A 26,215-nucleotide genomic window follows, 5' to 3' on the forward strand; every position below is an offset into this window, starting at 1 on the left:
CAACAGCTATCCTCAATCATGAACGAGGATGCGGCCTTCTTGGTTTTCTGATACCTGGAGTCCTGGTGTGCGGCCTCTCTATCCACTCATAATCGCGACGACGATCCTGCTACTGGGCGGTTGTGGCCGCTACAGTATCCATAAGGCAATCCGTCAAAGTATTTCCAGCGCAGAACAAACCACGACCGTGCTGGCTGTTTATCAGCCCTGGTTTGGTTCACCGGAGCATATCAATGTAGGTTACTCGTCCAGCGATGTTTCGGTATTGCAGAAGCAGATAAAGCAAGCGAAGGAGTTTGGAATCGACGCCTTTGTCGTCGATTGGTATGGCAATAACAGGAAAGACTTTGATAGTAACTACGCTTTGTTACAAGAAACAGCGGCCAATACAGACTTTAAGGTCGCTCTGATGTATGACGAGCCCAAGGGCGATCCCGAGGACTCGACACAGCAGGCGATCGTCGCTTTCGATTACGCGTACGACAAATACATCGGACCAAAGGCCGCGAACGCGCATGCCTATCTGCTCTACAACGGACATCCCATCATCTTTATTTGGCCAAACAGCACACGCACAGATTGGAAGATCGTCCGCCGGCACGTGGAGCAGTGGGAAGTCCCACCACTCCTTATCATGCGTTTTGATACCGCCAAAGATCCACAAGCTTTCGATGGATTCTACGCTTGGGTGGATACCGGTAAGGAAGGCTGGTCGCCGGATGGAAGGAATTGGGGCAAGGAGTACTTAGACCGTTTCTATAAGACGATGAACCGTGACTACCCGAACAAAATTATCGTCACAGGTGCCTGGGCTGGATTCGACGATTCCAAAGCGCACTGGGGAACGCACAGAAAAATCGATACTCGCTGTGGAAAGACATTTCAGGATACTCTCACCGAGTTTCACCGCAACGTCAGTCCAGAGCACCCGATCCCGTTTCTACTGATCGAAACGTGGAACGACTATGAGGAAGGCACGGCAATTGAACGTGGAATCGGCCATTGCGTATCCGAGTCGGCCGTGACTGCAGGTCGAGTCGATTCCCGCTTTGCGCAAAGGCCATCCTCCTGATGTGCTGTGGCACCGACTCCGAGCCGAAATCGCCAGGCGGAGCAAATCTTGCCTCCTCTTGATGCCGTAGCTTTCCCTTGAGCCATTAGTTCTAGATGTAAATCCTATCGAAATCATAGGAAACATATATTTCACCTATGGCTCTCCTTCCTGGAAGATGAGAGACATGGAAAAAGAACTCGCTGTCGCAGCCGGGGCTGGTACCCGCACGCTCGATCAAACCTCTACCACTGAAGCCAAGTGCCCCGTCGCGCATGGCACTCGCCGCGCCCAGACCAATGCAGATTGGTGGCCGAACCAACTTAGTCTGAAGTCCCTGCACCAGAACTCGCCTCTGTCTGACCCGATGGGCAACGAGTTCAATTACGGGGAAGAATTCAAGACTCTCGATTTGCAGGCCGTAGTCAACGATCTCCATGCCTTAATGACTACATCGCAGGACTGGTGGCCGGCGGATTACGGTCATTACGGTCCATTCTTTATTCGTATGGCCTGGCACAGCGCGGGCACATACCGCATCGGAGATGGACGCGGAGGCGCGGGGTCGGGCACACAGCGATTTGCCCCTCTGAATAGTTGGCCGGACAACGCGAATCTGGACAAAGCGCGTCGGCTCCTCTGGCCGATCAAGCAGAAGTATGGCCGCAAGATTTCGTGGGCCGATCTCATGATCCTCGCCGGCAACGTCGCGTTGGAATCGATGGGATTCAAGACCTTCGGTTTCGGCGGCGGACGTCCCGATGTTTGGGAGCCCGAAGAGGACATCTACTGGGGTCCAGAAGGCAAGTGGCTGGCCGATGAGCGATATAGCGGTGATCGCGAGCTAGCGAGTCCTCTCGGCGCCGTTCAGATGGGTTTGATCTATGTGAATCCAGAGGGTCCGAACGGCAAGCCTGATCCATTCGCGGCAGCGCGCGACATCCGCGAGACATTCGCCCGCATGGCCATGAACGATGAGGAGACCGTCGCGCTGATCGCCGGAGGCCACACCTTTGGCAAGACCCACGGCGCTGCGCCTCCCCCGCAGCATGTCGGACCCGAACCTGAGGGTGCCGATGTCGAGGAGCAAGGTCTCGGCTGGAACAATAAATTTGGCAGCGGCCGGGGCGCGCACACGATCACCAGTGGGCTGGAAGGCGCATGGACCCAGACCCCGACGAAGTGGAGCAACAACTATCTGCAAAACCTCTTCGGCTTCGAATGGGAACTCACCAAGAGCCCAGCGGGGGCACATCAATGGACTCCGAAAAACGGAGCCGGAGCAGGCACGGTTCCGGACGCGCATGATCCATCGAAGCGGCACGCGCCCTTCATGCTCACGACGGACCTGGCACTGAGAATGGACCCGATTTACGGGCCCATCGCGAAGCGCTTCCTTGATCATCCTGAGGAGTTCGCCGACGCCTTCGCGAAAGCATGGTTTAAGCTCACGCATCGCGACATGGGTCCGATCTCCCGCTATCTCGGCCCGCTGGTTCCCAGGGAGCCCCAGCTCTGGCAGGATCCCGTTCCCAAAGTGGATCACAAACTGATCGACGACAAAGACGCTGCTGTTCTGAAGGGCAAGATCCTCGCTTCCGGTCTTTCCATTTCGGAACTAGTAATGACCGCGTGGGCATCGGCATCGACCTTCCGCGGCTCCGACAAGCGCGGTGGCGCGAACGGAGCTCGCATCCGCCTGGCCCCACAGAAGAACTGGGAAGTAAATCAACCGGCCCAATTAGGGAAAGTGCTGCAAAAGCTCGAAGCAATCCAGAAGGAATTCAACAGTTCGCAGGCGAATGGGAGCCGCGGAAAGGCAGTCTCGCTGGCGGATCTGATCGTTCTCGCCGGCAACGCAGCCATCGAGGAGGCAGCGAAGAAGGCTGGGCAGAACGTGACAGTTCCCTTCTCGCCGGGACGCACCGATGCTTCGCAGGAACAGACCGACACGCACTCGTTCGCCGTCCTGGAGCCCGCAGCCGATGCCTTCCGCAACTACCGCCGCAACGGAGAGCAAAGGTCCACCGAGGAGCTGTTACTCGACCGAGCCCAGCTACTCACTCTAACCGCGCCCGAGATGACGGTGTTGATCGGCGGCTTGCGCGTCCTCAATACAAACGTTGGACACTCGAAGCACGGTGTCTTCACCAAGCTCCCGGAGACGCTAACGAACGACTTCTTCGTCAACCTCCTCGACATGAAAACCAAGTGGCAGCCAGGAACGAACGGCAATGGCGGCGCCTATGAAGGACGCGATCGCGCCACTGGCGAACTCAAATGGACCGCCACGCGCGTCGATCTGCTCTTCGGTTCTAATTCGCAGCTGCGAGCAATCGCGGAGGTCTATGCGTGTGGAGACTCTCAGAGTAAGTTTGTTCATGATTTCGTCGCTGCATGGACCAAAGTCATGAACCTCGATCGCTTCGATCTCACAGAAGCGCAGAGGAGATCTCTCAACTAGAGCATTTTCTGAGTTAGTGTGATCTATCTTGGTTTTGTGCTACGAGTTCTGCCGGACTCATGATGGTCCTTTCGCCGACGCTTTCAGCCACTTTCATCCTGAAGCGCTTCTTTTGCGCGAAGGATCTCCCGGAATGTGTCGGACTGAGTTGCGCTTTCCTGGCTCTCGGCCAATGAAGACAAAGGTTTTCTGGTGAGAGCCAAGCCACAGCATTTCAGCCTCAAGCACCGCGGGAGATCCTTCGGCCAAAAGCGGCCTTCAGGATGACAGGTGATTGAGAGCGTCCCATGATCGACCTCATTCATTCGAGTAAAAACTCGTGCTCGATATGAACCAGCGGTCTACACCAACCCTGAAAATGCGCTAAGCAACAAATAGCAGCAAACGCATAGCCTGATTGGCGTACCTCAGCTCATCTCACTGGAAAGGTAACGCCATTCAGGCTGTGGCTTTGCTTTGTTGCGTTCTGTCGTGCCATTCTTCGGGTCCCTTCGGCGAGAACCCAGTCCTTCCCGTGCGAAGACAACAACCCCGGAGCATGGCTGCCCCGGGGTTCCTAACGGTAATTAGAAAGAGTAACGCAGCAGGAATTGCATCACTCGCCGGCCTAAGTCGCCACCCTGGACCGCAGTGAAGTTGGAGAAGTTATCCGGAGGGTTGCCTTGATTGGGATCCAGCGGAATACCGAAGCCGCTGCGGCTCGAATCGAAAGCACCCATGCTTTGATGATTCAGGATGTTGAAGACCTCCCAGCGGAACTGCAATTCGTGGCTCTCGGGAATTTTGGCCGTGAGTCCATTCAAGTGGAAGGTTTTGCCGAGTCCCATGTCGATGTTGTAGTAGCCGGGAACGCGGAACACATTACGTTCACCAGTCTCGCCCGGATACGGATTCCGGAAATGGGTAAACGCAAACTGCTCATTGCAGCCGAACAGTTTGGGAGTGCCATCCACTGGCCGCGTCGGACAGCTGTTGAAATCGGCGGTCCTGACTGCATTGCTCTGGACTTCCCAATTGGTCGCCCATCGAGCATCGTCAAAAACGCCGGTTGCTCCGTTGTAGAACCCAACCGGCAGGCCAGTATTCCAACGGAAGATTCCGCTGAGCTGCCAGCCTCCGATGAAACCGTTGGCTACCTTCCCAATATCGGCAAACATACTGCGGTTGTGACCGAAGGGCATCTGCCACACGGCATTGACGTTGATTTGGTGACGAATGTCGAAGTCGGAGTTCGAGTACATGTCGCCCTGTCGGAAGGGGTTGAGGATGAACGCTTCCCCGTTATACCCGGCACCGTTCTGCAGGCCCGAGGAATCATCCAGCGAGTGCGAGTAGGTGTAGTTGAAATCGGCGGTCAGTGTGTTGGAACGAACCTTATAAGAAGAAGTGAACGAGTTGTAGTTGGAGTTCCCAAGGGTCGCCCACGTGCCTAACGCTCCATACTGCGGCTGATAGAAGGCATTCGCGCCAAGCGTCGAGATACCATCGATGATCGCCTGCGTCGTGGTGTAATCACCGCCGACATCCTGGATCTGCTGATAAATCGCCTGTGTGGCCGTCCATGACGGGTTATAGCCAAGATTAGCTGCCGCGCCCGGGAACAGGTTCTCAAAGTAGGCAATGGGAGCGATGTTCGCGGTTGGGACACCTTGAGCTCTTTGCTTCGCCAACATTGTTCCGGCCGTGTACCAGTCCATCTTGGATTTCGGATCCACAAGGTCGATCGGCTGCATGACGTCGCGTTGCGCGAGCAAGTGGCGACCAGAGCGCCCTACATAACTGAACTGTACGAACGATTTGTGAGGCAGCTGCCGCTCATATGTAAGGTTCCAGGAATAGCTCTTGGGCGTGGTCAAATTCGAATCGAGGGAAGATTCGATTCGCAGCGAATTGTCCCCGGGTTGCGTCTGCGGGAACACTATGTTTTGCGCCACTGGAGGCGCGGGCATTGCGCCGCGAACCGGTTGATTGAAGCCAGTGAACAACGGGCCCAGGTTAACTCCGCCGGCGCATGTGCCGGCGGCACCGAAGTAGGGAGAGCCTGGATCCTGGTAAGGGGAGCAACCCACATCGTAAGTATTCGGCCCGACCGTGAACGAAGAGCCGAAGCCTAAAGTGTTTTGGCGATCAAAGAACGTCGCCAGCGCCTGACCAAAGTAGTCCCCGTTGATGCCGAATCCGCCGCGAATCACCGAGTCCCCTTCGCGGCCGAACACTCGCGAAAGCAGTCCGGATTCGAAGTGCGGAGAGTAAGCTACGCCAACCCGAGGCTGGAAGTTGGTGTAATCCCAGTTGTAAAGCGGTGGCCCACCATTCGCTGGACCGGAAAGGTTGACCGAGATCGGCGCGGTGTAGTTGATCCCTTTTAGCGCATTGCTCGCGCGGAGATTCAGATAATCACCGAGCGGAACGTTGGGCTGGGTTTCGTACCCGTTCGTCTCATAAATCGGTCGCGCCAGACCATAGCGCAAGCCCGCCGAGATCGTGAGGTTCGACTTCATTTTCCAGGTGTCTTGAACGTATCCCTCATAGTCCTGTCCTGCGAAGTTGCGGACATTGGCTGCGCCCGGCGCCATCAACTGCAATTTGTTGTCGTAATTGTAGTGAGCTGTGTACTCGGTAAAGCGGCCAATTAAGGCGGTCATGGCATTCTCCGCACTTGAGCCGTCGCCGCTGTACATCGGCGCACCGTAGACCGATTGCACGTAGTTACTGAGAGGAGCTCGTAGCAGGTCAGTAAGGTAATACGACGGGTTAGTCGTTGCATTATCGAACGACTGACCCAAGCTGCTGCGCATGTTATTTGTTTTGCTGACGTAAGCACCAAACTGGAACGTATGTTTCCCCTTCACCCAGCTGAGGTCGTCGGTCCAGTTGTGAACAGGAGTGACTCGCGACACGGGGTACTGCTGGCTGCTAGGGTTGTAAACAAATCGAAAGAATATGTAGTTGGCGTCGGTATCCCCGCCCTGCGTAAACGCTTGGCGAGTGAAGCCGTAATGCAGATTGTTTACGAGCGTATTGCTGATGATCCAGGTGTGGCCGACGGCGATGCCCATCGGGTGATCCCACTCGTCCGGCGCAGGTGTATCAGGATAGGCAGGCGTTCCGCCCCAAGTGTCATACTGAACGCTGCTGCGCACAAACAGCGTCTGCTTGCTGGTCAGATTGAAGTCCAGCTTTGCGTTATGGGAGTGCAGATGAACCGGCGCGGGAGCGTTGAACCGGAAACCACCAGTGTTTAGCCCGTCGCCGATCGTCGTGTCATTGACCTTATATTTTGCGGCGGCTGCCGCAAGCGCTGAAACCGCTGCTGGATTAATGCCTCCGATATCAGGAAATATCTTGTTGAAGTCAGCCGAGGTGAGGCTCACTGTTTGGCCCGGCGTATCGCAACTGGGGTCACCGCAAAGCCGAAACTTCAAAATACCCTGTCCAAGGCTGGCGGTTGGAACCGCCTCTCCAGTGCCGCCATAATTCAACGCGGCAAGGACCGGAGTCTGGCTGGCGTCAACACGTCCTTCATAGCTGTAGAAAAAGAACGCCCTATCCTTCTTAATGGGTCCGCCGACTGCGCCACCGAAGGTGTTTCGGTTGAGTTTGGGACGCTCCACTCCGGCGTGATTGTTGAACCAGTCGTTCGCAGTAAAGATGGTATTGCGATTGGCCTCAAACGCAGCGCCGTGCCAGTTGTTAGTGCCGCTCTTGGTGACCAGAGCGATCTGCGCGCCGGAAGAACGTCCGGCACTCGCGCCGGAATTGAGCGTGGAAACACGAAATTCTTCAATCGCTTCCGAATTGAGTCGAAGCACCGGGCCTTGTTCAGCTTTTGGCGGGCTATTACCCAGAGCCTGGCCCGACTGTGCGGGGCCAATCGCATTGCTGACGGATTCATTGATATCCACGCCATCCAAGGTCACGTTCGACTGGTCTTCGCGACCGCCATTGACGTAGCCATCCTTGGTTACACCTGGCTGCAAAGTGAGCAACGTGAGGACGTTGCGCGCCTCCATCGGCAGTTGGGTGATCTGCTGAGCAACGAAGTTGTTGCCCAGACTGGCGTCTTGTGTGTCGACCTGGACCTGCCCAGATTGGGCGGTCACCTCCACCACGTCCGTCGTCGCTCCTACCTGCAGGACCACGTCCATGGCGTTTGCTTTCGCTATGAGGACGTGAACATGGTCTAGCGCCTGCTTTCGGAATCCTGGAGCCGTCACTTCGAGTCGATAGTCCCCCGGCGGCAACAGATCAAACGAATAGCCGCCCTGCGGACTCGTGGTCTGCTCGCGCACAGCATTATTCGCGATGTTAGTGAGAGTTAAAGTAGCGCCGGCAATCACCCTGTCTTGTGGATCTTTTACTGTGCCTGTGAGGGAGGTGTTGCTGGTTTGCGCCAAACTGAAAGTACTCAGCAATACAAGCAGGCTGAGCAGGCATGCTGAAGCAGTAGACAATCGAAGACTACCGACGAAGCCAGATCTCATTTCAAGCCTCCGACAGAACGGGTGTGGTGCTCCGCAAAATGCGACCTTTGTCGTTAACGCCGCAGTTGCGCGTTCCTCGCCTGTAAAAAGCACCAGCTGGGCAGACCGTTTGTCTTGGGAATGGAACTTCTACTTGGGACAGACTGCCCGCACGCTGACGACCAATCGTTTTGCTTCAAAACACGCGCAGAACACCTGTTTCCTGGCGACTCGTCCCAAGCTACTTTCCACATTTGGAAAGTACCTCATCCAGAGATATGCAATTTTGAATTCCCTCTCGAAACCCGCTCCTAAAATGACTTGCGTCAGATCGGCATTGATTGTTGGACAAGACTCCAGATTGGTCACTAGGATATCCGCCTCGAAAGACGATCTATGGCCACCCTCTCTCGTATTGCCCCTGAAATTCCTGTTACCGATATCAAAGATGCCATCAACTATTACGCCGAAAAACTGGGCTTCCAACTAGCAATGCAATTGCCGACTGGAGACTATGCGATTGTGGAGCGCGATGGCATTGCCATTCATTTGTTCAAATCGAATTCGAGCGCGTGCGTACCTGTCGCGGTTCATATCTTCACGTCGGAACTCGACGAGTTGCACAATGAGCTGCTCGATCGCGGCGCTACCATTTCGCAGGACATTCTTACGAAGCCGTGGGGCAATCGAGATTTCCGCGTGAATGACTGTGCTGGAAATTTGCTGAAGTTCACAGAACCTGTTTCTTCAGACTGAGCGGTAGAGCAGATACACTCAGCTCGACTTCGGTCGGCGCAATCAGCGCAATTCGAGTGTTGTCATTTCCTGATCGCCGGGCTTCGGCTGACGCGCAGCCGCGAGGATCGCTACTATGAGTCCTATGTTGATGATGCTGGAGAGGGGATCACCGAGGATCAAGATATGACAGACAATTGCGCCGGCCATGCACAAAATCAACAGCCCGGCGCCGACTTTCGCTGTAAACGGAATCATGAGGAGCATTCCCCCTGCGACCTCGAATGCGCCGGTGAAATACCGGAACCAAACTCCCAGCCCAATCTTGGCAAAGATGCGAACCCATTCCTGTCCTGGGCCAATCCCAAACTTTTCCAGTCCGGAAGAGATGAATACAAACGCGACTGCGGCTCGGATGAGCCAAATGCCCAGGGTTAAGTGAGTTCTGGATTGCGAAGCCGTGGCAGTTGCAGCCATGGAGAGAACCTCCATCACCGAGCTTGCCCGCAGGGCCGGACGGCAGGATTAACGTCTGCTCATATTGCCTGCTGTTTCTGATTTCCGTCGGGCACCGAACATAGTTCGGTGCTATCACGAATCGCCGGCGGGAGTCAATGAAATTCTGCCGACGCGGTTCGGCGCGGCGATTTATTCCATTTTGGGAAACCGTTAAAGCCCTGGGCAAGCTGTCCGATACGCTGTTATTACGCTGTTATTCGCTGTTCTGAAAATAGCTCGGAATGCCAGTGATTCTTGCAACCGCTTGCGCCACAGAAGGTTGGGGTGAAATCAGGCATGTCTCGCACGGCCATTGGCCGCGTTTACGCTGTTATTTACGCTGATATTTTTGGCTTGCGCAGGGGCAGCGACGCTGCCGTTGATGGCCGCGGTGAGGAGGAGTCGTGGATGGAATCGGGCCACAGTTCACAGACCGTGGCCCGGAAACGTGTTACTGCGGTTCTTCTTCGCCGCCGACCAGCGAATGGGTGATGGCGTGAACAGAGAGCGCAATTCGGTTCTGCACGCCGACTTTGCGCATGAGCTTGGCAACGTGCGCTTTCACAGTTCGCTCTTCGATCTGCAGTGATTGGCCGATTTCGCGGTTGGAGCGTCCTGCGACTAGAAGCTCGAGAACTTCTTTCTCGCGATCGGTGAACTCGACCCGTCCCGCTGGGAAGATCTTGCCGGGCGATGATGTGACGCGATCGATGAAGATCGACATCACTCGACGTGGAGCCCACACAGATCCCTGATTCACGATGCGAATAGCTTGGACAAACTCCGACGGACTGGCACCCTCGTCAACGTAGCCTTTCGCACCGGCGGCGAGAGCTTTGAGAATCGACTCGTCGTCGGCACCCGTACCCGTGACAATAATGCGCAGGTCAGGACGCGCGGCTTTGAGGCTGGCCATCACGTCAAAAACACTGGCAGTGCCGCTGCCACGATTGCCGAGCAGGATCAGATCGACGTTCTGCAGCTTGGGAAGTTCTTCAAGCGTGGCGGCAGTCAGATCCAAATCGGGCTCTTCGTCAAAAAGGGAACGAAGCCCGATAAAACGTAGGGGATCGCTATCAACGACAGCGATATGAATCACTGGCTTTCTTGCGGGGGCGGCTTTCATGTCTTTAGTCACAACGGTACTGGCGGTTAGCATACCTTGATTTCGCACGAAAGCACTATCAGTGCAATGACCTAAAGGACATGTACTGAAGTCGTCAACAGACTCGGGTCTTTCCGAAAGAGCAGATCAACGGGACGAGCGGGCGCTCGCTCTACTCTCGGTTCCACTTTGAACCGACGAGCTGAAAATGAATCCGCGACTGAATCCAGAGCAGTATTCGGGAGGATGGCTGCCTGGAAGTTTCTCGTGACAATACTGTTCGACATAGTCGAGCGTCATTCCCTTCGGGGGAACACTTTCATGGTGTGCGCTCGCATACCCGCCGGCGAACCCTTCGTCGAAATACTCCCTGCGGCTCGGGGGCAAAGCGTCGGCGAGCCCGGAAGCCGCTAGCTTTGTACGCTCAGTAGCCTGGTAGTCAAGTCCGGCAAAGCCATCGGCGTATCCGGCTGAGAGACCGGCCTGGTATCCCTGCTGGAAGCGCGCTTTACTTCCGAAGGAGCTGTTGTACTCGTGTCCCGCCTGGCGGAAGTCATGCTTGGTCATCGGCTGGGCTGCGCGCCCCATGTGGATGTCGAGATCGGCCAGGTGGAAGCCCTCATCGTACCCATGCCGATATCCGTGTGCGAAGGCGGAATCAAGGAAGAGCGCTCCCGTCGACGTCGGCTGCAGATGGCGCTCACTTCCGACCAGCCAGTGGACATGAGAACTGGAAGACGAAAGTGGGATTGAGGTGAAGTGGGTCGAATTCTGCGCGGCGGCAATTGTCGCCCAGAAAGCCAGAGCCATCAGTCCGAAAATGCGCGCCAGCATCATTAAGGTATCGAACATCTGAGATGTACTTACCACCCGCGTCGGATGTAAGCAGCTGCGCAAACCAACAGCGCCGTGCTGCGCCAGAGTTCAAACGAAACTAAAGTGCTAGGCCCATCGTGTCGCGTAAGGTCTTATTAGGCAGCTACTTAGGTGTTTCTTTCCATTGGTAAAAAACGGCTCGCACGCGATACTCAACCTACCTTAACCCCGATCAATTGAGTTCGCGGACAGGTCAGGCAACGAAAATCCTGGGGGAAACGATGCCTGACCGGACGCGAACTCAAGTGGTAACGGCCTCCCCGGAGAGTTAAACGACTTCCGGGGAGTTCCGTTTTAGGCAATAGCGCACGGCCCGGAGTTAAGCCGTAATGGGACAATGGCTACTCTGCGCAAGTTGCGGCCGGTATTCCTGTGTGCGCTCCCCTTTGTCGCGGCTTGCTTCTCGTTAGCTGCGGACACCGCTCCCGCGACTCAATCATGGTTCGATGAGCAGCTCGAAAACAAAATTCAGCTTCTTCAAGCGCAAATTCATTCCAATGAAACACGCAACGCCATCATTGCGGTCGGGCTCCTCGATGAGATTTCCGAGCTTAGCGATCAGGTAAGTAATCGCACTGGAATTGAAGAGATCTTCCGTGAAGTCGCCAGCGATCCCCAGGCGCAGGTTGCGATTCGTGAGGAAGCCAAAGATCTTCAAGCAGTCTCCGCAAATAGTCCACCGAGTCCACACAGTCCACGGAGTCCAGTGTGGACGAAGTGGACTGCGTGGACTGTGTGGACGCCTGTATCTGCCTCTTCTGATATTCGAGCCAAGGCCTTGCTTGAAGCTGACACAGCAGCAGATGAGCACGATCTTGAGCTTCTGAACGCCGTTGGAGCGATTGAGCTTCATCACCATCGCCTGAATTACGAGAGCGCCGAAAAGGCTGCGAAACGCAGCGGCTCTGCCGAAGCATGGTACCGAGCAGCACGCACGACACAAGATGAAGACAAGCGGATTGAAGCAGAGCGTACGGCACTGGAATTCGACAAAAACTACGTTCCTGCAATCGCCGATCTGTCCAGCCAATATTCCGCTCGCGGTCAACTGACGCTTGCTCGAGTACTCCTGACCGAAGCACTCCAAAGCAGCACTGAACCCCTCATCGTTGCAGAACTGGCGCGGCTCGATATCAATCAGGGGCATGGTGCCGCCGCTCTTGAGCGGATGAAAGCACTCCGCGGGCAGCCGCTGTCGCGGGCTGCCTCGCAAATGCTCGCGGAAAATTACGCGCAGCTGGGATTCGCGAAAGAGGCTCGCCTCCTTGCCAGCCGTGGAGTTCTCGCCTCGAGAGGCGCAACATCCGTTGAACCGAAGCTCCCCTTTTCTGCACAAACGGGCGACGATTCGGCCTCTTCCACTGAAGCAGACGACGATGCTACTCAGAATGAAACTGAGATAGCCGCGATTCCCGATTCAGAATCTGAACATCTTCGCCGCATCCTGCATCAAGGCAAAGACCAGCCGGCGGCGAGACCAGCGCGTTACTTCGTGGATGCTCCGAAAACAATCGAGAATTGGCGCGCGCTACCGTCGTCTAAGCGCGCTGAATCGCGCGTTCTCGCCAGCGTGCGTATCGATCAAGTCCGGCGGGACTACCAGGCGATCCAACACACCCAGCTGCTGATCGCGCTGTCGTCGCAGGCCGATGTCGAGAGCTATCGCACGCGAGCAATTCAGTATTCTCCCCAGACGCAGGAACTCGACATTAAACGTGCACGCATCTATCACGCGAATGGCAGCACATCTGACGCAGAGGATGACGGCGATACCACGGTAGGCGATGCCTCCGTTGCCGCCTATTACGATCTGCGCACCCGCCAACTGCGCTTTCGCGATCTCAGCGTAGGCGATGTAGTGGAACTCGAGTACACGCTCACTCCGGCATCGCGCGAGAACCCTTACGGAAAGTATTTTGCGGAGTTGGTGCCCTTTGGCAGCGCTCTTCCCTGTAACCTGCAGCGCTACATCGTGCGCGCGCCTGGGGAGCTGCATCTCAGCAGCGCGCAGCATCTGCTCGGAGCTCCGGAGATTCGCAAAAGTTCGAGCGAAGTCATTTATGTATGGGAAAGGCGCGGAATCCCCGCTCTGGTCCGAGAGCCGCGGTCGCCTTCCTGGAGCGAGCAAGGCGCCTACGTTCACGTTTCCAACTTCCGGAATTGGGAAGAGCTCGGTCAATGGTATGCCGAACTGGTCAGACCACAATTCACGCTGAGCCCAGAACTGGAGAATCTCGTTTCGGATCTGGTCGCGCACCATCCAAACAAGCTCGACCGCGTCGCGGAAATCGACGACCTTGTCCTCAAGAACACGCGTTATGTCGCGCAGGAATTCGGGGTGTACGGATTCAAGCCGTACCCGGTATCGCAAACCTACGCTCGCCGGTTTGGCGATTGCAAAGATAAAGCCAGTTTAATGGTGGCTCTCCTGCGTGCCGCCGGAATCGATGCCCAGATTGCTCTGGTGCGCACACAGAGGTTGGGCGAAATCATGCCGCAGCCGGCGTCGGCAGCCATTTTCGATCATGCGATCGTCTACGTTCCCGAGTTTGACCTCTGGCTTGACGGCACGGCGGAATTTGCGCAGCTACGCGAATTGCCGGTTGCCGATCAGGGCGCGATGGCGCTCACCGTCGATCTCGACGGACACGCTGTGTTGCGTCAAACTCCCCGTTCGACCGCCGACGACAATTACTCGCGGCGCACGATTAACGCGCAACTGGATGCCGACGGCACGATCCATTTCTCAGGTGCGACCTATGTGCGCGGCGAAGATGCGCCCGAGGTTCGTCGCCAACTGGAAGTTCGCGAGGCCAAGCTTGGTTACGTCCGCGATCGCTTAGCACAGGTTCTTCCTGCGGTCGAAATTCACGATGTAGAAGCTCCAATCGGTTCGAGTGAAGCAGTATCGCTCAGCTTCAACGGAGATCTTTCCGTTTACCGCGGCCATCACTCCGCTTCTCTGCCATCTTCGTGGATGGAACGCAACTATGTCGCGGCGCTGGCGCCGAGCATCACGCGCACCCAAGACTTAGTTCTCGAAGCTCCATGGACTACGGAAGAAGAGATTCACATTCAACTTCCCGCCGGCGCGAAGATTTCATCGCTTCCGGCCGATCAAACGGTCTCGACTGAGTTCGGCAATGCGGACCTTCACTACCGCGTCGATGGACGCGAAATTGCCATTCTTAGTACGGTGAAATTTCTGGAGACGCGCATCACCGCGTCGCACTTCCCTGCTTTTCGCGCCTTTGCCGCCGACATGGAGAAGAGCTTTCACCGAAATATCGAAGTGGAGTTGCCGTGAAGCGAAGCCTCGTGATTCTGCTTCTCGCTTCATGTGTTGCATGGGCCCAGTCTGCGGACCAGGCTCACACCTCGACCGATCTACTGTTTGCTGATTCCAATTCGTCAGCCGCCCTTCAAGAAAGCAAATCAGAGCTACGCCGCAATAGTTCTGACGTAGCCGCACTGTTCGCCGCGATGGAAGCTGCCCGTCTTCAGCTTCGTAGCAGCGAAGAGCTGCAGAGTGCGCTGCTTCTGCTGGAGAAGGTTCACGCTGATGATCCGCGTACACAACTTGCCGCCGGTCGGATCCAGGAACTCGCGGCAAACACGCCTGCCTTCCGCCGCGTTATTCCGCAACTTTGCGCATTGCTGCGCGAGAACAGCCGATATTCGCGCCAGATCACAAGCGCATTGCTCACGGCCCATGCAGACGGGGTACGTTTGCCACGCGGAGCACGTCTACTACGCCGCATGACCAAATGGCAGATCGTTGGACCGTTTGGGGAATTCTCAAATGTAGACTTCGATCGCTCCTGGCCTCCCGAACGCGACCAACTCGCGTCGCCTGCGTACGGAAAGCAAGTTCGCGAACAAGTTACTTCGTTCTCCGGCAATTTGGAACTTCCGAACTACTTTCCTCAAAGCGGCGTCTACTATGCACAATCGAGCTTCCACGCGACGAACGAACAAAAGTACACGATCGCAGTCGAGGGCGACGGCACGTATGAGCTTCAGCTCGACGGCAAACAACTCTTCTTGCGCGACAGCCGCTTTCAGACTCAGACGAAAGTCTCGCAAATTGAGACATCCGTCTCCGCCGGCACCCACCGAATCGTTCTGAAAGTTCATCCCACAGCTTTCCCGATTCGGGTATGGTTCCAGCATGGAACGCTAGCATCGACGGAATCCGTGCAGCTCGGAAAGAGTGAGAGCTATGTCAAAGCCGCCAATGCTCTCCTCGATGGCGACCTCGGGCCGGCGCTCGCATTTGCAGACGATTCCAGCTCCATCCAACTGACACTCCGAGCGGAAGCGCAAGCCCAGATTCAGCAGTCAACCAAGGCACGAGACTCATTGCTGAAAGCTTCGGCAGTTGATTCAACCAACTCGCTTGCGAAGCTCGAGATTGCGCAGCAGGCGCTCGCTGCAGAGCGCTTCGAAGAAGCAGCGAATTATCTGGCCAAGGTGCTGGATGTAGCTACGAGCTATTGGCCCGCGCAAGAACTGAAGTACAAGATGGCAGTTCAGTTCGATTGGAAACAGGAGCGATCGGCTGCCTTGAAGCAGCTTTTGCATTTGCATCCAGACTGTTCAACCTATTCGGAAGTCGCGAAGCTGCATCGGTATGACAGCAACCGCGTATTCTATGAATCCAAACTCGCCGTGTGCTCGCAGAGGCCAAGCGCCTACTGGTCGGAATTGAGTGAGCGAGGCGATCATGGCCGCACGCTCTTGAGTCTCGAAAGATATATCCAGGCGCATACCAATGACCGTCGCGCTCTGGAGCTTGCCGTTCGAGAAGCTGTGTTGTCCGAGAATGAAGGCGCAGCCCACAAATATGCGGCGGTTCTGCGACGCGTAGCTCCAAATTGGGAACGAGCTGCCGAAATTGCGGAGAATCCCGATAGCATCTTAGATTCGCCTTCAGCTTATGCCTCCGCAGAAAAGTTCTATCGTCCCTATGTCCGGGAAGCGGCTTCGCTGCTGGTTCAGAACGTCAGCGCCAAGGCCGACAGTAAGGTCCTGATCAACGATCGCGTGATCAAGCTGGAAAAATCAGGCTCTGCCTGGGTGTACCAGCACAGTCTCGTGCAGGTCTTTGATAAGAAGGGTATCGATGCAGCCGGTGAGGTTGATATTCCACGCGGAGCCGACCTGATTGAACTGCGCACGATCAAGCGCGACGGTCATTCCGTCCGGCCCGAACTCGCCGACCGCAAGAGCACAGTCTCTATGCCATCCCTGGCCGAAGGCGACGCGGTGGAACTGGCCTACGTACAGCATTTCCGCGCTGCTGACCTGCAAGCGACGCCTGACTTGCTTGACTTCTTTTTTGCATCAGCCGACGCGCCGACTGAATCTTCGCGTCTGACGATCATTCGCGAAAGCTCAAACGAGCCTCTTCTTTGGTTGTCGCCTGGGGTGAAGCAAATTGGATCGCGCGCGGAAGGCAATGCGCAGGTCACCACTTGGGAGGCGAGGAACGTGCCGGCCGTTGTCGCCGAGCCGCATGCTCCACAATTCGAGACTCGCGCACGAATGCTCTGGTTGAGCATGGATGCCTCTGGAGTGCCGACGCTCACAACCCGCTACCGCGACCAGTTGATCGCGGCGACCCAAATCGATCCCATAATTGAACAGACCGCCGCCAGCATTCACGTGACGAATCCGCGTGAGGCGATCGCGACGGCTTATCAGTTCGTGGAATCTTCAATCGAGGAAGATGGCGAGAGCTGGCAGAGCGGAAAGATTACTTCGGGTTCCGACAGTCTGGTGCAGGGTGAAGGAAATCGCGCTGCGACGCTGATTGCGATTCTCTCCGCCATGGGATTCGATGCCGACCTGGAGCTTGCGGCAGAACGCGGCCGACACGGCGTTGCAAATGATTGTCAGCAGCTCCGTTGCTACACCCATCCATTGGTTCGCGTGATGCTATCTAATGCGAAGCGGCCCATCGTTCTTGATCCGCAGATGAAGGGTGTTGCAGCTGCGGCGCTATCGCCAGAAGTCGAAGGCGAAAACGCCCTCGTCATTCACAGATCGCGCACAGCCGAAGCGGAGATCGCCACAGTGCCACAAGGCACTGATCAGAAGACCCGCGCAGTGGCCAATCTCGAATTGGATGACGATGGCGCGATTCGCGGCACGGTTCACATCCAGTTTGGCAGTTTTCGAGGTGCGCAGATGCGCGATGCCTTGCACGAACTGTCATCTAAAGATCGGCAGAGCTATTTTGAGCAGATCGGCAGCCGAATTTTTCCGCATGCCAGCAAGATCTCCGCCTCGGTCTTTCACGAGGACGATTCGGAAAAGCCGCTTGAAGTTGAACTCACCGTGGCATCTTTACCCGGGTCTCGTTGGAATGGCTCGAGTCTCGATTTGGGACAGCTGATTCCGGCGCTCGGACTAAGCCGCCTCTACGCGACTTTACCTGTTCGTAATCAGGACCTCTGGCTTGAGACGCCGCTGATTGAGGAATCGGAGTTCACGGTCCGCTTGCCTGCGGGAGTGGAAGTCTGGCACATGCCGGAGCCGTTGACAGCCAAGAGCAGCTTCGGCGAGTACCGCACCGATTTCAGGCTTGAAGACGGAGCGCTGAAAATCGTTCGCAGCTTCAGGATTCCGATGCAGCAGATTGCAGCCGCGCAGTACCCCCAGTTTTCAAAGTTCGCTCTTCAAATCGACGCTGCCGAACGCGAACAACTGCAGTTGCGTCGCATATCGGTCGCGCAGGAGCGCCCATCGTCGCTGCGCTTGCTCCGATAAAATCGGAGTATGCCCCTTTCTGAGCAGGATGTAATTACCGCATTGAAGGACTGCTATGACCCGGAGATTCCGGTAAACATCGTGGATCTGGGGCTGATTTATGAAGTAAGCATCCGGCCGAACGATGAATCGGGCTCTAGGCAGAACGTAGAAGTGCGCATGACGCTGACCGCTCCCGGGTGCCCGGCGCACGCCGAAATCAGTCAGCAGGTGAAGGATCGGATCGAGCAGCTGCCAGGCGTGGATTCAGCGTCAGTGAACGTAGTCTGGAATCCGCCGTGGACCCCAGAGCGTCTGAGCGCTGTGGCGCGCCAGAAGCTAGGAATCGAGTAGCTTGTCTTATGCCGGACGCAGATCGACGAATTCCATGTCCCCTTGTGACCTCTCCGTTCCAGAGGAGTTTAACTAGTACCTGGCAGGTCGTTTGGTGGAAGCCCTCGACTTAAATAGTCGGGCGCTTCCACCTTTTGCTTGTCGGCAGGAGTATCTACTTTCCTCCCGCTTTCATCGCGTCTTTTTCTTCCTCCGCCCCGGGCATCGCGCTCTTCAATGGCGCACTGCGCTGCTCTTCCAATTCCGGATGTGGGAATGCTTTCCGCGGAAGCATCTGATCGCGCATGGCAGTGTTGTAAACGAAGATCGCTTCCACTGCTGCTGCCTGCGCCAGGTCTTCCGGTTGGAGTCTCTCGTAAGTGTCCATGTTCGAGTGATGCGTCCGGGAGCTGTAATCGAGTCGGTCCTGAATGAACTGAAAACCGGGAATGCCGATCGCATCGAAGGCTTCATGGTCCGTACCGCCGGTATCTCGCATCGAGATTGTGGCTACGCCGAGATCTTTAAGCGGAGCGATCCACTGCTCGAAGATCGGCTCGACTGCGGCGTTCTCTTGCAAATAAATGCCGCGAATGCGTCCACTGCCGTTGTCGAGATTGAAGTATCCGGAGATTTTCTGGTACTCAGGCTTCAGTTCGATTGGGCCTGCCGCTTTGCGGTCAAACTCGGTGAGCTTGAGTTCGTCGGGCGCCGTGGATCGGGGAACGAAGCCGAAGTGCTGCTTCACGTAGTTGTAGGAACCGAATTCGCCTTCCTCCTCTCCCGTCCAAAGTCCAATGCGAATCGTGCGGCGCGGCTTCACCTGCAGCGCATTGAGAATGCGCATGACTTCCATTGCTACGACGGTTCCAGCTCCGTTGTCGGTAGCGCCTGTAGCTGAGGCCCATGAGTCGAGATGCCCGCCCACCATCACGATTTCGTCGTTCAGCTTTGGATCCGTTCCGGGAATTTCCGCGACAGTATCAAAGCCGTGTTCGTGGTCGCCGGTGAACTTGGTGTCAATATTCATTTCCATCGATACTGGCACGTGCGCTTTCAGCAGACGATAGACGCGCCCGTAGCTCTCGATCGCCATCACTGCGCTGGGAATCGGACTCGCATGTTCCCGGCGATAAACGAACCATCCGAAAGTCGAGCCGGTGTCGTCGAAGACCGTGCCGCCGGAGCCGCCGTTGTTGCGGCCATCGCGGCTGGGCACGAGCACGGCTAAAGCTTTTTCATCTGCCAGGAACTTGCCGATCTTTTCGCGAAACTCAAGCCGTTTGAGATATTGCTGGAAGCCATCTCCACCTTCGCGCTTCAGCGGATACGTTGTAAGGCGCTTTACATCATCGTCGTCCATGCGCACGAAGAGCGGTTTGTCCACGGGATTCACTTCGCGCATGTCGCCGAGCAGAACGATTTTGCCGGTGAGCTTGCCTTTGTACTTGTCGAAGTCTTGTTCCGTTTTGATTTCCACCCAGCTAACTTGGCCATTCACAGCGCCATTCGTCGATGGCGACCAAGGCGAGGCCTGCGCGATGAAGACTGCAGTATCAGGTGAGGTCATGCGCACCCAGGTGTTCAGTTGCTGCCATCCCATGCCGAACTCGCCCCAGTCTTCGAGATGAGCGTTGCTGCAGCCCATACCTGTGAGTTGATCGCGGGTCCATTCATTTGCGCGTTTCAGATTGGGTGAGCCTGTCAACCGCGGTCCGATACCGTCCATCAAGCCCGAGGCATACTCCATTACGTGCGAGTGCTCGATGGCTTCGTCGCGGATGCGCTGGTACATGCCGTAATCGATGTTCTCGCGCTGGGGCTGCGGCTGCTCGTATGACGGAGTGACGATTGCTGAGGGTGCAGGCTTCTTTTCCGCAATGGCTGAGATTGCAAATAGAACAAGTACACAAATTAAAGAACTTCTCGAGAGCATGGATGAGATCCTCATGAAAATGGAAGGTGCAACGCAGAGTAGCAGAATGAGGGCAGCACAACAATTGAGGATTGAGAAAACGAACCTCATGGAGGAAAGAGCTAGAGGAGCCAAAACCAACTGTCAGTGCCTTCTGGTACTAAGGCAAATCCACGGTCAAACCGAGGTAAACCTGCTGTTATTCTGATTTCATCTGTCCGTTTGAAAGTAGGTCTGAATGTCCTTCACTCTCCTTTGCATCGATGATGAGCCTAATGTTCTCGCAGTGCGCAAAATGCTGCTGGAGAGCGTTGGTTATCGAGTGCTGCTGGCCGAGAGCGGACCCCTAGGCTTGGAAACCTTGCAGCGGGAGCACGTTCAAACGGTGATTGTGGACTATAAAATGCCCCAGATGACCGGCTCGGAAGTAGCGGCGCGCATCCGACAGACACATCCAGGGATGCCGATCATAATGCTGTCGGCCTTTGTGGATCTGACTCCCGAACAGCTCAAAGATGTAGATGCCTATGTTACCAAGGGCGAGTCGCCCGACGTGCTCCTGCAGACCATCGAGAACGTTCAGCCGAGAAAAATGGGTCATGGCTGCTAGGCCTCCACAACCGTCGGGTGCGGCCAAAGTTCGCACTGCCCATCGCGTGCTCCTGTGCATCGACGACGATGAAACCCAGGTCCTGATGCAGCGCGCGCTGCTGCACTCGAAGGGATACGACGTAGTCGTCGCCACCGGCGGACGCGATGGCCTGGCAGCGTTCTCAAATTTTCATGTCGATCTCGTCGTTGTGGACTATCGCATGCCCGATCTCGACGGCGGCACCGTCGCGCGAAAATTGAAGGAGAAGGCGCCGCACGTGCCTATAGTGATGTTTACCGGCGTCGATGAAATCGATCCCGACGCGCTGACCGCGATTACCTCTTTGGTGAAGAAAGGCGAATCCCCAACCGCGCTCAGCGACGAAGTTCAGCGATTGCTTGCGAGCTGAATCGAAATCGGTACCGTCGGCGGAAGCGGACGGGTGACTTACCCCAGTCGCTACCGCGGCCGGTACGGATTGTGTTTGTGGTTTGACCGCAGCGGCGTTAAACCGCTAAAATCAAGTTCTTACGCACTAAATCCCACCCGATTTAGGCATCAGCATCCCGGAAAAGGACAAGAGTTTAAGGAATGGCAAACCATTTTTCTGCGCTTAAGCGCGCCCGTCAGACCGAAAAGCGTACGCAGGTGAATCGCGCTAACAAATCCAGACTGCGCACCGCGCTGCGTTCGTTGCGCGAAGCCATCGCCAGAGGCGACCAGAAGTCGATTCAGAGCGGCGTCGGAGAGACTGTCTCCATCATCGACAAAGCAGTGCAGAAGGGCACGATTCACAAGAACACCGCTGCTCGTTATAAGTCCCGCTTGAGCGCGCGCATCAAAGCCGCCGCAACGAAGTAGAGTTTTCGAGTCGTCAAAAAGCAGCCATCCGGCTGCTTTTTGTTTTCAGTTGCTCCAAGGCTTCACACGCTCCGATTGTAGTTCACTCCTCTGCCGGGCCTCTCTTTGATTGCGACTGGCTCACTGCGATCGGCAACAACGATTGCAGAGGACATCCCTCGCACTGAGCGACTCGGCCACAGTGATCTTTTCCCGCCTGGACGATCAATGCATGGAATTCGTTGTAGTGATCGGCCAGTTCGACGCCAGCAAACTCTGAGGCAAACGCCGTCTGTACCTGATTCCGAACCTGTTCATACTTAGTGCCGGCCTCTGCGATACCGTGGCGTTCGAAGATACGTTTCGTGTAGGCGTCGACGACGAAGACCGGCAGCTCGCCCGCATAAAGCAGGATGGCATCGGCCGTCTCCGGGCCAATCCCGTTTTGGGACAGAAGCTCTGTGCGCAGCACATCGAGAGGCTGCGCGAACATGCGATTCAGAGAGCCTTTGTACCCCTCGTCAACGTAAGCGACGAACATCTTCAGACGCGCAGCTTTCTGCCTGTAGTATCCCGATGGGCGAACGAGCTGTTCGAGATCGGCAAGCGCGATCTGACGAATGCCGGAGATGTTCAGCACTCCCGCACGCCGAAGATTCTTCAACGCCAGTTCTACATTGTTCCAACTTGTGTTTTGCGTGAGAAAGGCTCCGACAATCACCTCAAAGCGCGTTTGCGCGGGCCACCAATGCAGTGGTCCGTAGTGTTGCGCGAGTGCATGGTAAATGCTGGCAATCGGAGTGGAGGTCACTATTAATTAGAGTAGCGAATCATCGGGTGATCGGGCCATCGGGTGATCGGGTGATGTGAAAGCAACAGCAAAACCCGACGCGGATATCGCGGATCGACGCGGATAAACGCGGAAAACTGCAAAAACTAAAGAATATTCCGAGTTAGTCCACGGGCAAGCATCAGCGCGATCCGGTCAGGTTTTGGTTTTCAGATCACCCGATGACCCGATCACCCGATGGCCCGATTCTTACAGTCTGCCGCCGGCCTCGGCGACGATCTTCTCAGCCTGGGGAATAGGTGCGGAGGAGACAAGTACCAGCGAAAGATTGTCTTTCTGGACAGAACCGACCGCGAAGGCATCGACACGTTCCGCGGATGGGCCGGTAAATTGGAACCAGTCGAATACGTGAGCCGCTAGCGATTTTGACGGCTCCTGGTGGCGCACGAAGAGAGAAATTTCGTTGCTGCCGTCGGAGTAATCGAGATGCATGTAGCGCTTGCCGTGCAGAAGGCACACGCGAGCGCCAACGAGGTGATATCCCGCGGGCACGATTCTCTCCGGGACGGAAGGATCTCCGACAATGCGTTGCGCGAGCGCCTGCACATCGGCGGTTTCAGTGCGCCACCTCCGCGGAGATTTTGCGACTACTTCTTCCTGATGATCGTCCGCCGCATCGATGCAGACAGCGGTGCGCTCGAGTCTCCCTTTGGCATATCCGATCGTTCCAATAACTACGACGAACAATGCAACGGCCGCTGCGATGCTGTAACGCCAGGATGCCAAAATGGGACGACGAATCGGAGTGACTGACTCGCGCATGGCGGCGCGAACATGGGCCTCAAGCGCACGGGTTTGCAGACGTTCAGAGGTGACGGCGTGACGAATGAGGTGGTCGAAATCGGATTCATTCTTGAGCTTGGCACAGCATTCCGGACAAACATCGAGATGCTTGCGCCACGCAGGCTGATCGATGTCGCCCGAAAGATACGCCTCAGTGACGCGCTCAATTTGTGAACAGGTCATAGTCTCGCCTTCGCTTTCATGTAGCGGGCCTCACGTTTTGCCAAATCGTCTCTCACTTGAGTGCGCGCCCGCGACAGCCGCGACATCACGGTGCCGATTGGGACGCCTAAAATTTCTGCGATCTCCTTGCACGAGAAGCCCTCGACTGCAAAGAGGATGAGCACGGTGCGATAGTCCTCGTTGAGCAGATCGATCGAATTCTGAATCTCCTCGGCGCTGAAGCGCGTTGCTGGAGCTTGCTCGCCGCCGATGCTGTCGGCGTACTGCTCAGGAAAAAATTGAATCGCTTCCTGACGAATCTGCTGATGACGTGTGCTCCAGCAGTTGAGCATGATGCGAAACAGCCATGCCTTGCAGTTTGTGCCCGGCTGGAAACGGTCAAAGTGTCGCCAGGCGCGCAACATCGCTTCCTGCACAAGGTCTTCTGCAACAGACACGTCCCGCGCCAGACGCACTGCGGCTCTCAGCAGCGCGCGCAGATGCACCAGCGCGAGCTGCTCAAACTGCAGTTGCCGCGAATCGCCTCCGTCCAGGATGGGGCCTCGCAAGAACCACTTGCCGCCGAAGCAAGCCGGTCAAGTCCTTCGCAAGTCTAAATCGGGAGAATGGGCGGTTTCATCCATTTTGGTGCGAATTTGCGGGATGATTTGGCGTCTAACCGAACCTGCGGGCCTTGGTCGGGTGTTTGGCAAGTGGCAAGAGAGGGAAAGACCCGCTCGAGCGCGCGCCGGCGTCCGGGTTGTGAGTCTAGAGCGCAGAAGGGCCCTAAATTAAGAAGAGCAGGCAATCAGCGCCTGCTCTCTTATGCCTTTCCGAGTGCGATATTACCAGCCCCAACCGCGTCCGCGATTTCCGCCGGCGCCGTAGCCTTGCTGATATCCCTGCTGATAACCCTGACGATAAAGTCCCTTGTACTGATTCTTGTCGCCATAGATGGAGCTATATCCGCGGGTCGCATTTTTGTAGTTATCGTCCTGAGTCGGGCGATAGCTGTGGCCGGTAGCGCGATCACTTTGTCCATCGCGGAGGCCGTCCTGGTACCCGATTTGGGAAGCTTGGCCCATGCCTCGTCCGTTGTAGCCACCGTAATAGCCGCCATTGCCGTAGTATCCGCCATTGTTGCGGTACGGACCGTAGTAGCCGTTGTTATAGGCGCCGTTGTTGTAACGCCCGTTATTGTAATAACCGTTGTTGTTGTAATACCCGTTGTTGCGATAACGCCACTCGCGGTCGCGCTCTTTTTCCCGCTCGCGCTCGTGCTTCTTCCAGTCTTTGTCGTAGCGTTTGTAGTTGTCGTGATCGCGGTCGTGATCACGATCCTGCGCGCTCGCCTTCACCACGCCGGCGGTGCTTCCGGCGACTGCCAAAGCCAGTGTCCAGAGCAAGTGCTTTCTAAACAATTTCATTGATTTGACCCTCCCTCCACCGGACCAGCAGCGCTCGATACAGTGATCCCGAGCAGCCCTCTGCCTCCCGAATGGGGTTTTCTAGTACTAGAAACACGCGGGGCGGAAACGAGTTGCGCCGTGAGAGCGCGAATATTCCGCTGCCGTAACCGTCTGAAGAGCGCGGAGTTGCAATTCAGGTGCCGAACTCAGCAGTGCTGCCGACCTGAAAAATTGCTGTTGTGGTCTGCCCTGCAGCAGATCCCGCCAGCAGCTCCCATTGCGCCGACATCTCTATTGTGGTTCTCTGGAGTGCAGCTCTTCATTTGCCGTCCGTGTAAGCTGCACCCAATGAAAGTTTTCCTTAAATGAAAGTTTTCCTTACTGGAGGCACGGGATTCGTCGGCTCTCACCTGCTGCGCCGATTGTTGAGTGATGGCCATCAGGTGCGGGCTCTTGTGCGCCGTTCCGGAAATCTCCGCTCCTATTCCGGAGCTTTAAAAGAGGTGGAAGGAGATCTTACGTCGGAGAATCTTTCTCCCAGCCTGCATGAATGCGACGCGGTCATCAACCTGGTTGGGATTATCTATGAACAGAGAAAGAGCACCTTTGAGGCTGTACACCACAGCGGCACCCGTAATCTTGTCGCAGCGGCGCGGAAAAATGGGGTTGGGCGATTCGTGCAGATGTCCGCACTGGGAGCACGTGCGACGAATGCAACTGCGTATCACATGACCAAGTTCGCAGCCGAAGACGAGGTCCGCAAGAGCGGCATCCCTTACGTGATCCTGCGGCCTTCGCTCATCTTCGGCCCGGGCAGTGCATTCATTAAGCAGATGATGGGGCTCATGCGCGCGGTGCCGTTCATTCGTCCAGTTGCCGGCACCGGAGAGTATCGTTTTCGTCCGATTCACGTCACAGATGTCGTCGAGTGTTTCGCGAGGTCGCTCAGAAATCCTGCGGCTGTGAACAAGACAATAGATCTCGTAGGTGGTGAGGAACTCACGCTGAATGAACTTACCGGTGTGTTGGCGGAATGCCTGAAGATCCGCAAAGCTCCCGTGCACATTCCTATGCCGCTGATGAGAACTGTAGCTGTTGTTTGTTCTTGGCTCCCTTTCAAACCACCAGTGACCTCGGTTCAACTACGTATGTTGGAAGAGGGTTCTACGGCTGATTCTGTGCCAATGGAACAGATCTTCGGAATTGACCCAATACGATTCCGCAACGGAATCAAACGCGATCTAAGCTGCTGAACCCGGAATCCAAGAGCAAAGACTCGGCATCAAAGTCTCACCTTAGCTCGGAGTCCCAGCCTACCTTAATCCGTTTTGAGAACCGTCTGAGATACACGAATAAGCAACAACTCCCAAATGGCGGGGTTATAGA

At 56.0% G+C, this 26,215-nt stretch carries 19 protein-coding genes; 10 read left to right on the forward strand and 9 right to left on the reverse strand.

Going from position 1 to position 26,215, the window contains the following annotated elements:
- Positions 1 to 67: 67 nt before the first annotated feature.
- Both VFU50_09630 and katG read left to right on the forward strand, forming a co-directional pair.
- The gene (locus tag VFU50_09630) at positions 68 to 1,072 is read left to right on the forward strand and encodes a hypothetical protein (GenBank protein HEU5233109.1); all 1,005 of its coding nucleotides are present in this window, start codon (positions 68 to 70) and stop codon (positions 1,070 to 1,072) included.
- Between the two features lie 166 nt (positions 1,073 to 1,238).
- Positions 1,239 to 3,515 carry a catalase/peroxidase HPI gene (gene katG, locus VFU50_09635; GenBank protein HEU5233110.1) on the forward strand — a complete coding sequence of 759 codons (2,277 nt, stop codon included), beginning with the start codon at positions 1,239 to 1,241 and terminating at the stop codon, positions 3,513 to 3,515.
- Positions 3,516 to 4,081: 566 nt separating this feature from the next.
- On the opposite strand, the gene VFU50_09640 is transcribed toward katG, so the two are convergent.
- A complete protein-coding gene (locus VFU50_09640) occupies positions 4,082 to 7,999 on the reverse strand; it encodes a carboxypeptidase-like regulatory domain-containing protein (protein HEU5233111.1) in 3,918 nt (1,305 codons plus the stop codon).
- A 375-nt stretch (positions 8,000 to 8,374) separates the two neighbouring features.
- On the opposite strand from VFU50_09640, the gene VFU50_09645 reads away from it, so the two are divergent.
- Positions 8,375 to 8,734, forward strand: a complete 360-nt coding sequence (locus VFU50_09645) for a glyoxalase superfamily protein (GenBank protein ID HEU5233112.1) — start codon at positions 8,375 to 8,377, stop codon at positions 8,732 to 8,734.
- 42 nt (positions 8,735 to 8,776) lie between these two features.
- Here VFU50_09645 and VFU50_09650 read toward each other — a convergent pair whose 3' ends face one another.
- From VFU50_09650 to VFU50_09660, 3 genes are all read right to left on the reverse strand, one after another.
- A complete protein-coding gene (locus VFU50_09650) occupies positions 8,777 to 9,190 on the reverse strand; it encodes a DoxX family protein (protein ID HEU5233113.1) in 414 nt (137 codons plus the stop codon).
- A 472-nt stretch (positions 9,191 to 9,662) separates the two neighbouring features.
- Positions 9,663 to 10,310 carry a response regulator transcription factor gene (locus tag VFU50_09655; GenBank protein HEU5233114.1) on the reverse strand — a complete coding sequence of 216 codons (648 nt, stop codon included), beginning with the start codon at positions 10,308 to 10,310 and terminating at the stop codon, positions 9,663 to 9,665.
- A 153-nt stretch (positions 10,311 to 10,463) separates the two neighbouring features.
- On the reverse strand, positions 10,464 to 11,168 hold the full coding sequence (locus VFU50_09660; protein HEU5233115.1) for a hypothetical protein: 705 nt from the start codon (positions 11,166 to 11,168) through the stop codon (positions 10,464 to 10,466).
- Between the two features lie 361 nt (positions 11,169 to 11,529).
- On the opposite strand from VFU50_09660, the gene VFU50_09665 reads away from it, so the two are divergent.
- The 3 genes from VFU50_09665 to VFU50_09675 are packed head-to-tail and all read left to right on the forward strand — an operon-like array spanning position 11,530 to position 18,299.
- On the forward strand, positions 11,530 to 14,499 hold the full coding sequence (locus VFU50_09665) for a DUF3857 domain-containing transglutaminase family protein (protein ID HEU5233116.1): 2,970 nt from the start codon (positions 11,530 to 11,532) through the stop codon (positions 14,497 to 14,499).
- Positions 14,496 to 17,966 carry a DUF3857 domain-containing protein gene (locus VFU50_09670; GenBank protein HEU5233117.1) on the forward strand — a complete coding sequence of 1,157 codons (3,471 nt, stop codon included), beginning with the start codon at positions 14,496 to 14,498 and terminating at the stop codon, positions 17,964 to 17,966. The genes VFU50_09665 and VFU50_09670 overlap by 4 nt, the downstream gene beginning before the upstream one ends.
- Before the next feature lie 9 nt (positions 17,967 to 17,975).
- Positions 17,976 to 18,299, forward strand: coding sequence for an iron-sulfur cluster assembly protein (locus tag VFU50_09675; GenBank protein HEU5233118.1), 324 nt, complete (start codon positions 17,976 to 17,978; stop codon positions 18,297 to 18,299).
- A gap of 154 nt (positions 18,300 to 18,453) precedes the next feature.
- On the opposite strand, the gene VFU50_09680 is transcribed toward VFU50_09675, so the two are convergent.
- Positions 18,454 to 20,214, reverse strand: a complete 1,761-nt coding sequence (locus VFU50_09680) for a M20/M25/M40 family metallo-hydrolase (protein HEU5233119.1) — start codon at positions 20,212 to 20,214, stop codon at positions 18,454 to 18,456.
- Between the two features lie 217 nt (positions 20,215 to 20,431).
- Between VFU50_09680 and VFU50_09685 the strand changes: the two genes are divergently transcribed.
- The 3 genes from VFU50_09685 (at position 20,432) to rpsT (ending at position 21,646) form a co-directional block, all read left to right on the forward strand.
- On the forward strand, positions 20,432 to 20,803 hold the full coding sequence (locus VFU50_09685; protein HEU5233120.1) for a response regulator: 372 nt from the start codon (positions 20,432 to 20,434) through the stop codon (positions 20,801 to 20,803).
- Positions 20,793 to 21,194, forward strand: a complete 402-nt coding sequence (locus tag VFU50_09690; GenBank protein HEU5233121.1) for a response regulator — start codon at positions 20,793 to 20,795, stop codon at positions 21,192 to 21,194. Before VFU50_09685 ends, VFU50_09690 begins: the two co-directional genes overlap by 11 nt.
- A gap of 182 nt (positions 21,195 to 21,376) precedes the next feature.
- Entirely contained in the window at positions 21,377 to 21,646 is a 270-nt protein-coding gene (gene rpsT / locus VFU50_09695) for a 30S ribosomal protein S20 (GenBank protein ID HEU5233122.1), read from the forward strand.
- Between the two features lie 82 nt (positions 21,647 to 21,728).
- Here the strand turns inward: rpsT and VFU50_09700 are convergent, their stop codons facing one another.
- From VFU50_09700 to VFU50_09715, 4 genes are all read right to left on the reverse strand, one after another.
- Positions 21,729 to 22,436: a base excision DNA repair protein gene (locus VFU50_09700; protein HEU5233123.1), complete on the reverse strand. Its 708-nt coding sequence runs from the start codon at positions 22,434 to 22,436 to the stop codon at positions 21,729 to 21,731.
- 228 nt (positions 22,437 to 22,664) lie between these two features.
- Positions 22,665 to 23,441 (reverse strand): hypothetical protein, encoded by a 777-nt coding sequence (locus VFU50_09705; protein HEU5233124.1) that lies wholly within the window; start codon positions 23,439 to 23,441, stop codon positions 22,665 to 22,667.
- Positions 23,438 to 23,989 (reverse strand): sigma-70 family RNA polymerase sigma factor, encoded by a 552-nt coding sequence (locus VFU50_09710; GenBank protein ID HEU5233125.1) that lies wholly within the window; start codon positions 23,987 to 23,989, stop codon positions 23,438 to 23,440. Before VFU50_09710 ends, VFU50_09705 begins: the two co-directional genes overlap by 4 nt.
- Before the next feature lie 276 nt (positions 23,990 to 24,265).
- Positions 24,266 to 24,847 (reverse strand): hypothetical protein, encoded by a 582-nt coding sequence (locus VFU50_09715; protein ID HEU5233126.1) that lies wholly within the window; start codon positions 24,845 to 24,847, stop codon positions 24,266 to 24,268.
- A 347-nt stretch (positions 24,848 to 25,194) separates the two neighbouring features.
- Here VFU50_09715 and VFU50_09720 point away from each other — a divergent pair, with 347 nt between their 5' ends.
- Positions 25,195 to 26,082: a complex I NDUFA9 subunit family protein gene (locus VFU50_09720; protein ID HEU5233127.1), complete on the forward strand. Its 888-nt coding sequence runs from the start codon at positions 25,195 to 25,197 to the stop codon at positions 26,080 to 26,082.
- The last annotated feature ends 133 nt before the right edge of the window (positions 26,083 to 26,215 follow it).

The organism is Terriglobales bacterium (assembly GCA_035764005.1).
GTDB lineage: Bacteria > Acidobacteriota > Terriglobia > Terriglobales > Acidobacteriaceae > Gp1-AA112.

What these genes read in the sequence shown, in the direction of transcription:
- katG (HEU5233110.1), top strand. Translation starts at nt 1,239, where the DNA reads ATGGAAAAAGAACTCGCTGTCGCAGCCGGGGCTGGTACCCGCACGCTC.
- VFU50_09640 (HEU5233111.1), bottom strand. Translation starts at nt 7,999, where the DNA reads ATGAGATCTGGCTTCGTCGGTAGTCTTCGATTGTCTACTGCTTCAGCA.
- VFU50_09645 (HEU5233112.1), top strand. Translation starts at nt 8,375, where the DNA reads ATGGCCACCCTCTCTCGTATTGCCCCTGAAATTCCTGTTACCGATATC.
- VFU50_09650 (HEU5233113.1), bottom strand. Translation starts at nt 9,190, where the DNA reads ATGGCTGCAACTGCCACGGCTTCGCAATCCAGAACTCACTTAACCCTG.
- VFU50_09660 (HEU5233115.1), bottom strand. Translation starts at nt 11,168, where the DNA reads ATGTTCGATACCTTAATGATGCTGGCGCGCATTTTCGGACTGATGGCT.
- VFU50_09665 (HEU5233116.1), top strand. Translation starts at nt 11,530, where the DNA reads ATGGCTACTCTGCGCAAGTTGCGGCCGGTATTCCTGTGTGCGCTCCCC.
- VFU50_09675 (HEU5233118.1), top strand. Translation starts at nt 17,976, where the DNA reads ATGCCCCTTTCTGAGCAGGATGTAATTACCGCATTGAAGGACTGCTAT.
- VFU50_09680 (HEU5233119.1), bottom strand. Translation starts at nt 20,214, where the DNA reads ATGCTCTCGAGAAGTTCTTTAATTTGTGTACTTGTTCTATTTGCAATC.
- VFU50_09685 (HEU5233120.1), top strand. Translation starts at nt 20,432, where the DNA reads ATGTCCTTCACTCTCCTTTGCATCGATGATGAGCCTAATGTTCTCGCA.
- VFU50_09690 (HEU5233121.1), top strand. Translation starts at nt 20,793, where the DNA reads ATGGCTGCTAGGCCTCCACAACCGTCGGGTGCGGCCAAAGTTCGCACT.
- rpsT (HEU5233122.1), top strand. Translation starts at nt 21,377, where the DNA reads ATGGCAAACCATTTTTCTGCGCTTAAGCGCGCCCGTCAGACCGAAAAG.
- VFU50_09705 (HEU5233124.1), bottom strand. Translation starts at nt 23,441, where the DNA reads ATGACCTGTTCACAAATTGAGCGCGTCACTGAGGCGTATCTTTCGGGC.
- VFU50_09715 (HEU5233126.1), bottom strand. Translation starts at nt 24,847, where the DNA reads ATGAAATTGTTTAGAAAGCACTTGCTCTGGACACTGGCTTTGGCAGTC.
- VFU50_09720 (HEU5233127.1), top strand. Translation starts at nt 25,195, where the DNA reads ATGAAAGTTTTCCTTACTGGAGGCACGGGATTCGTCGGCTCTCACCTG.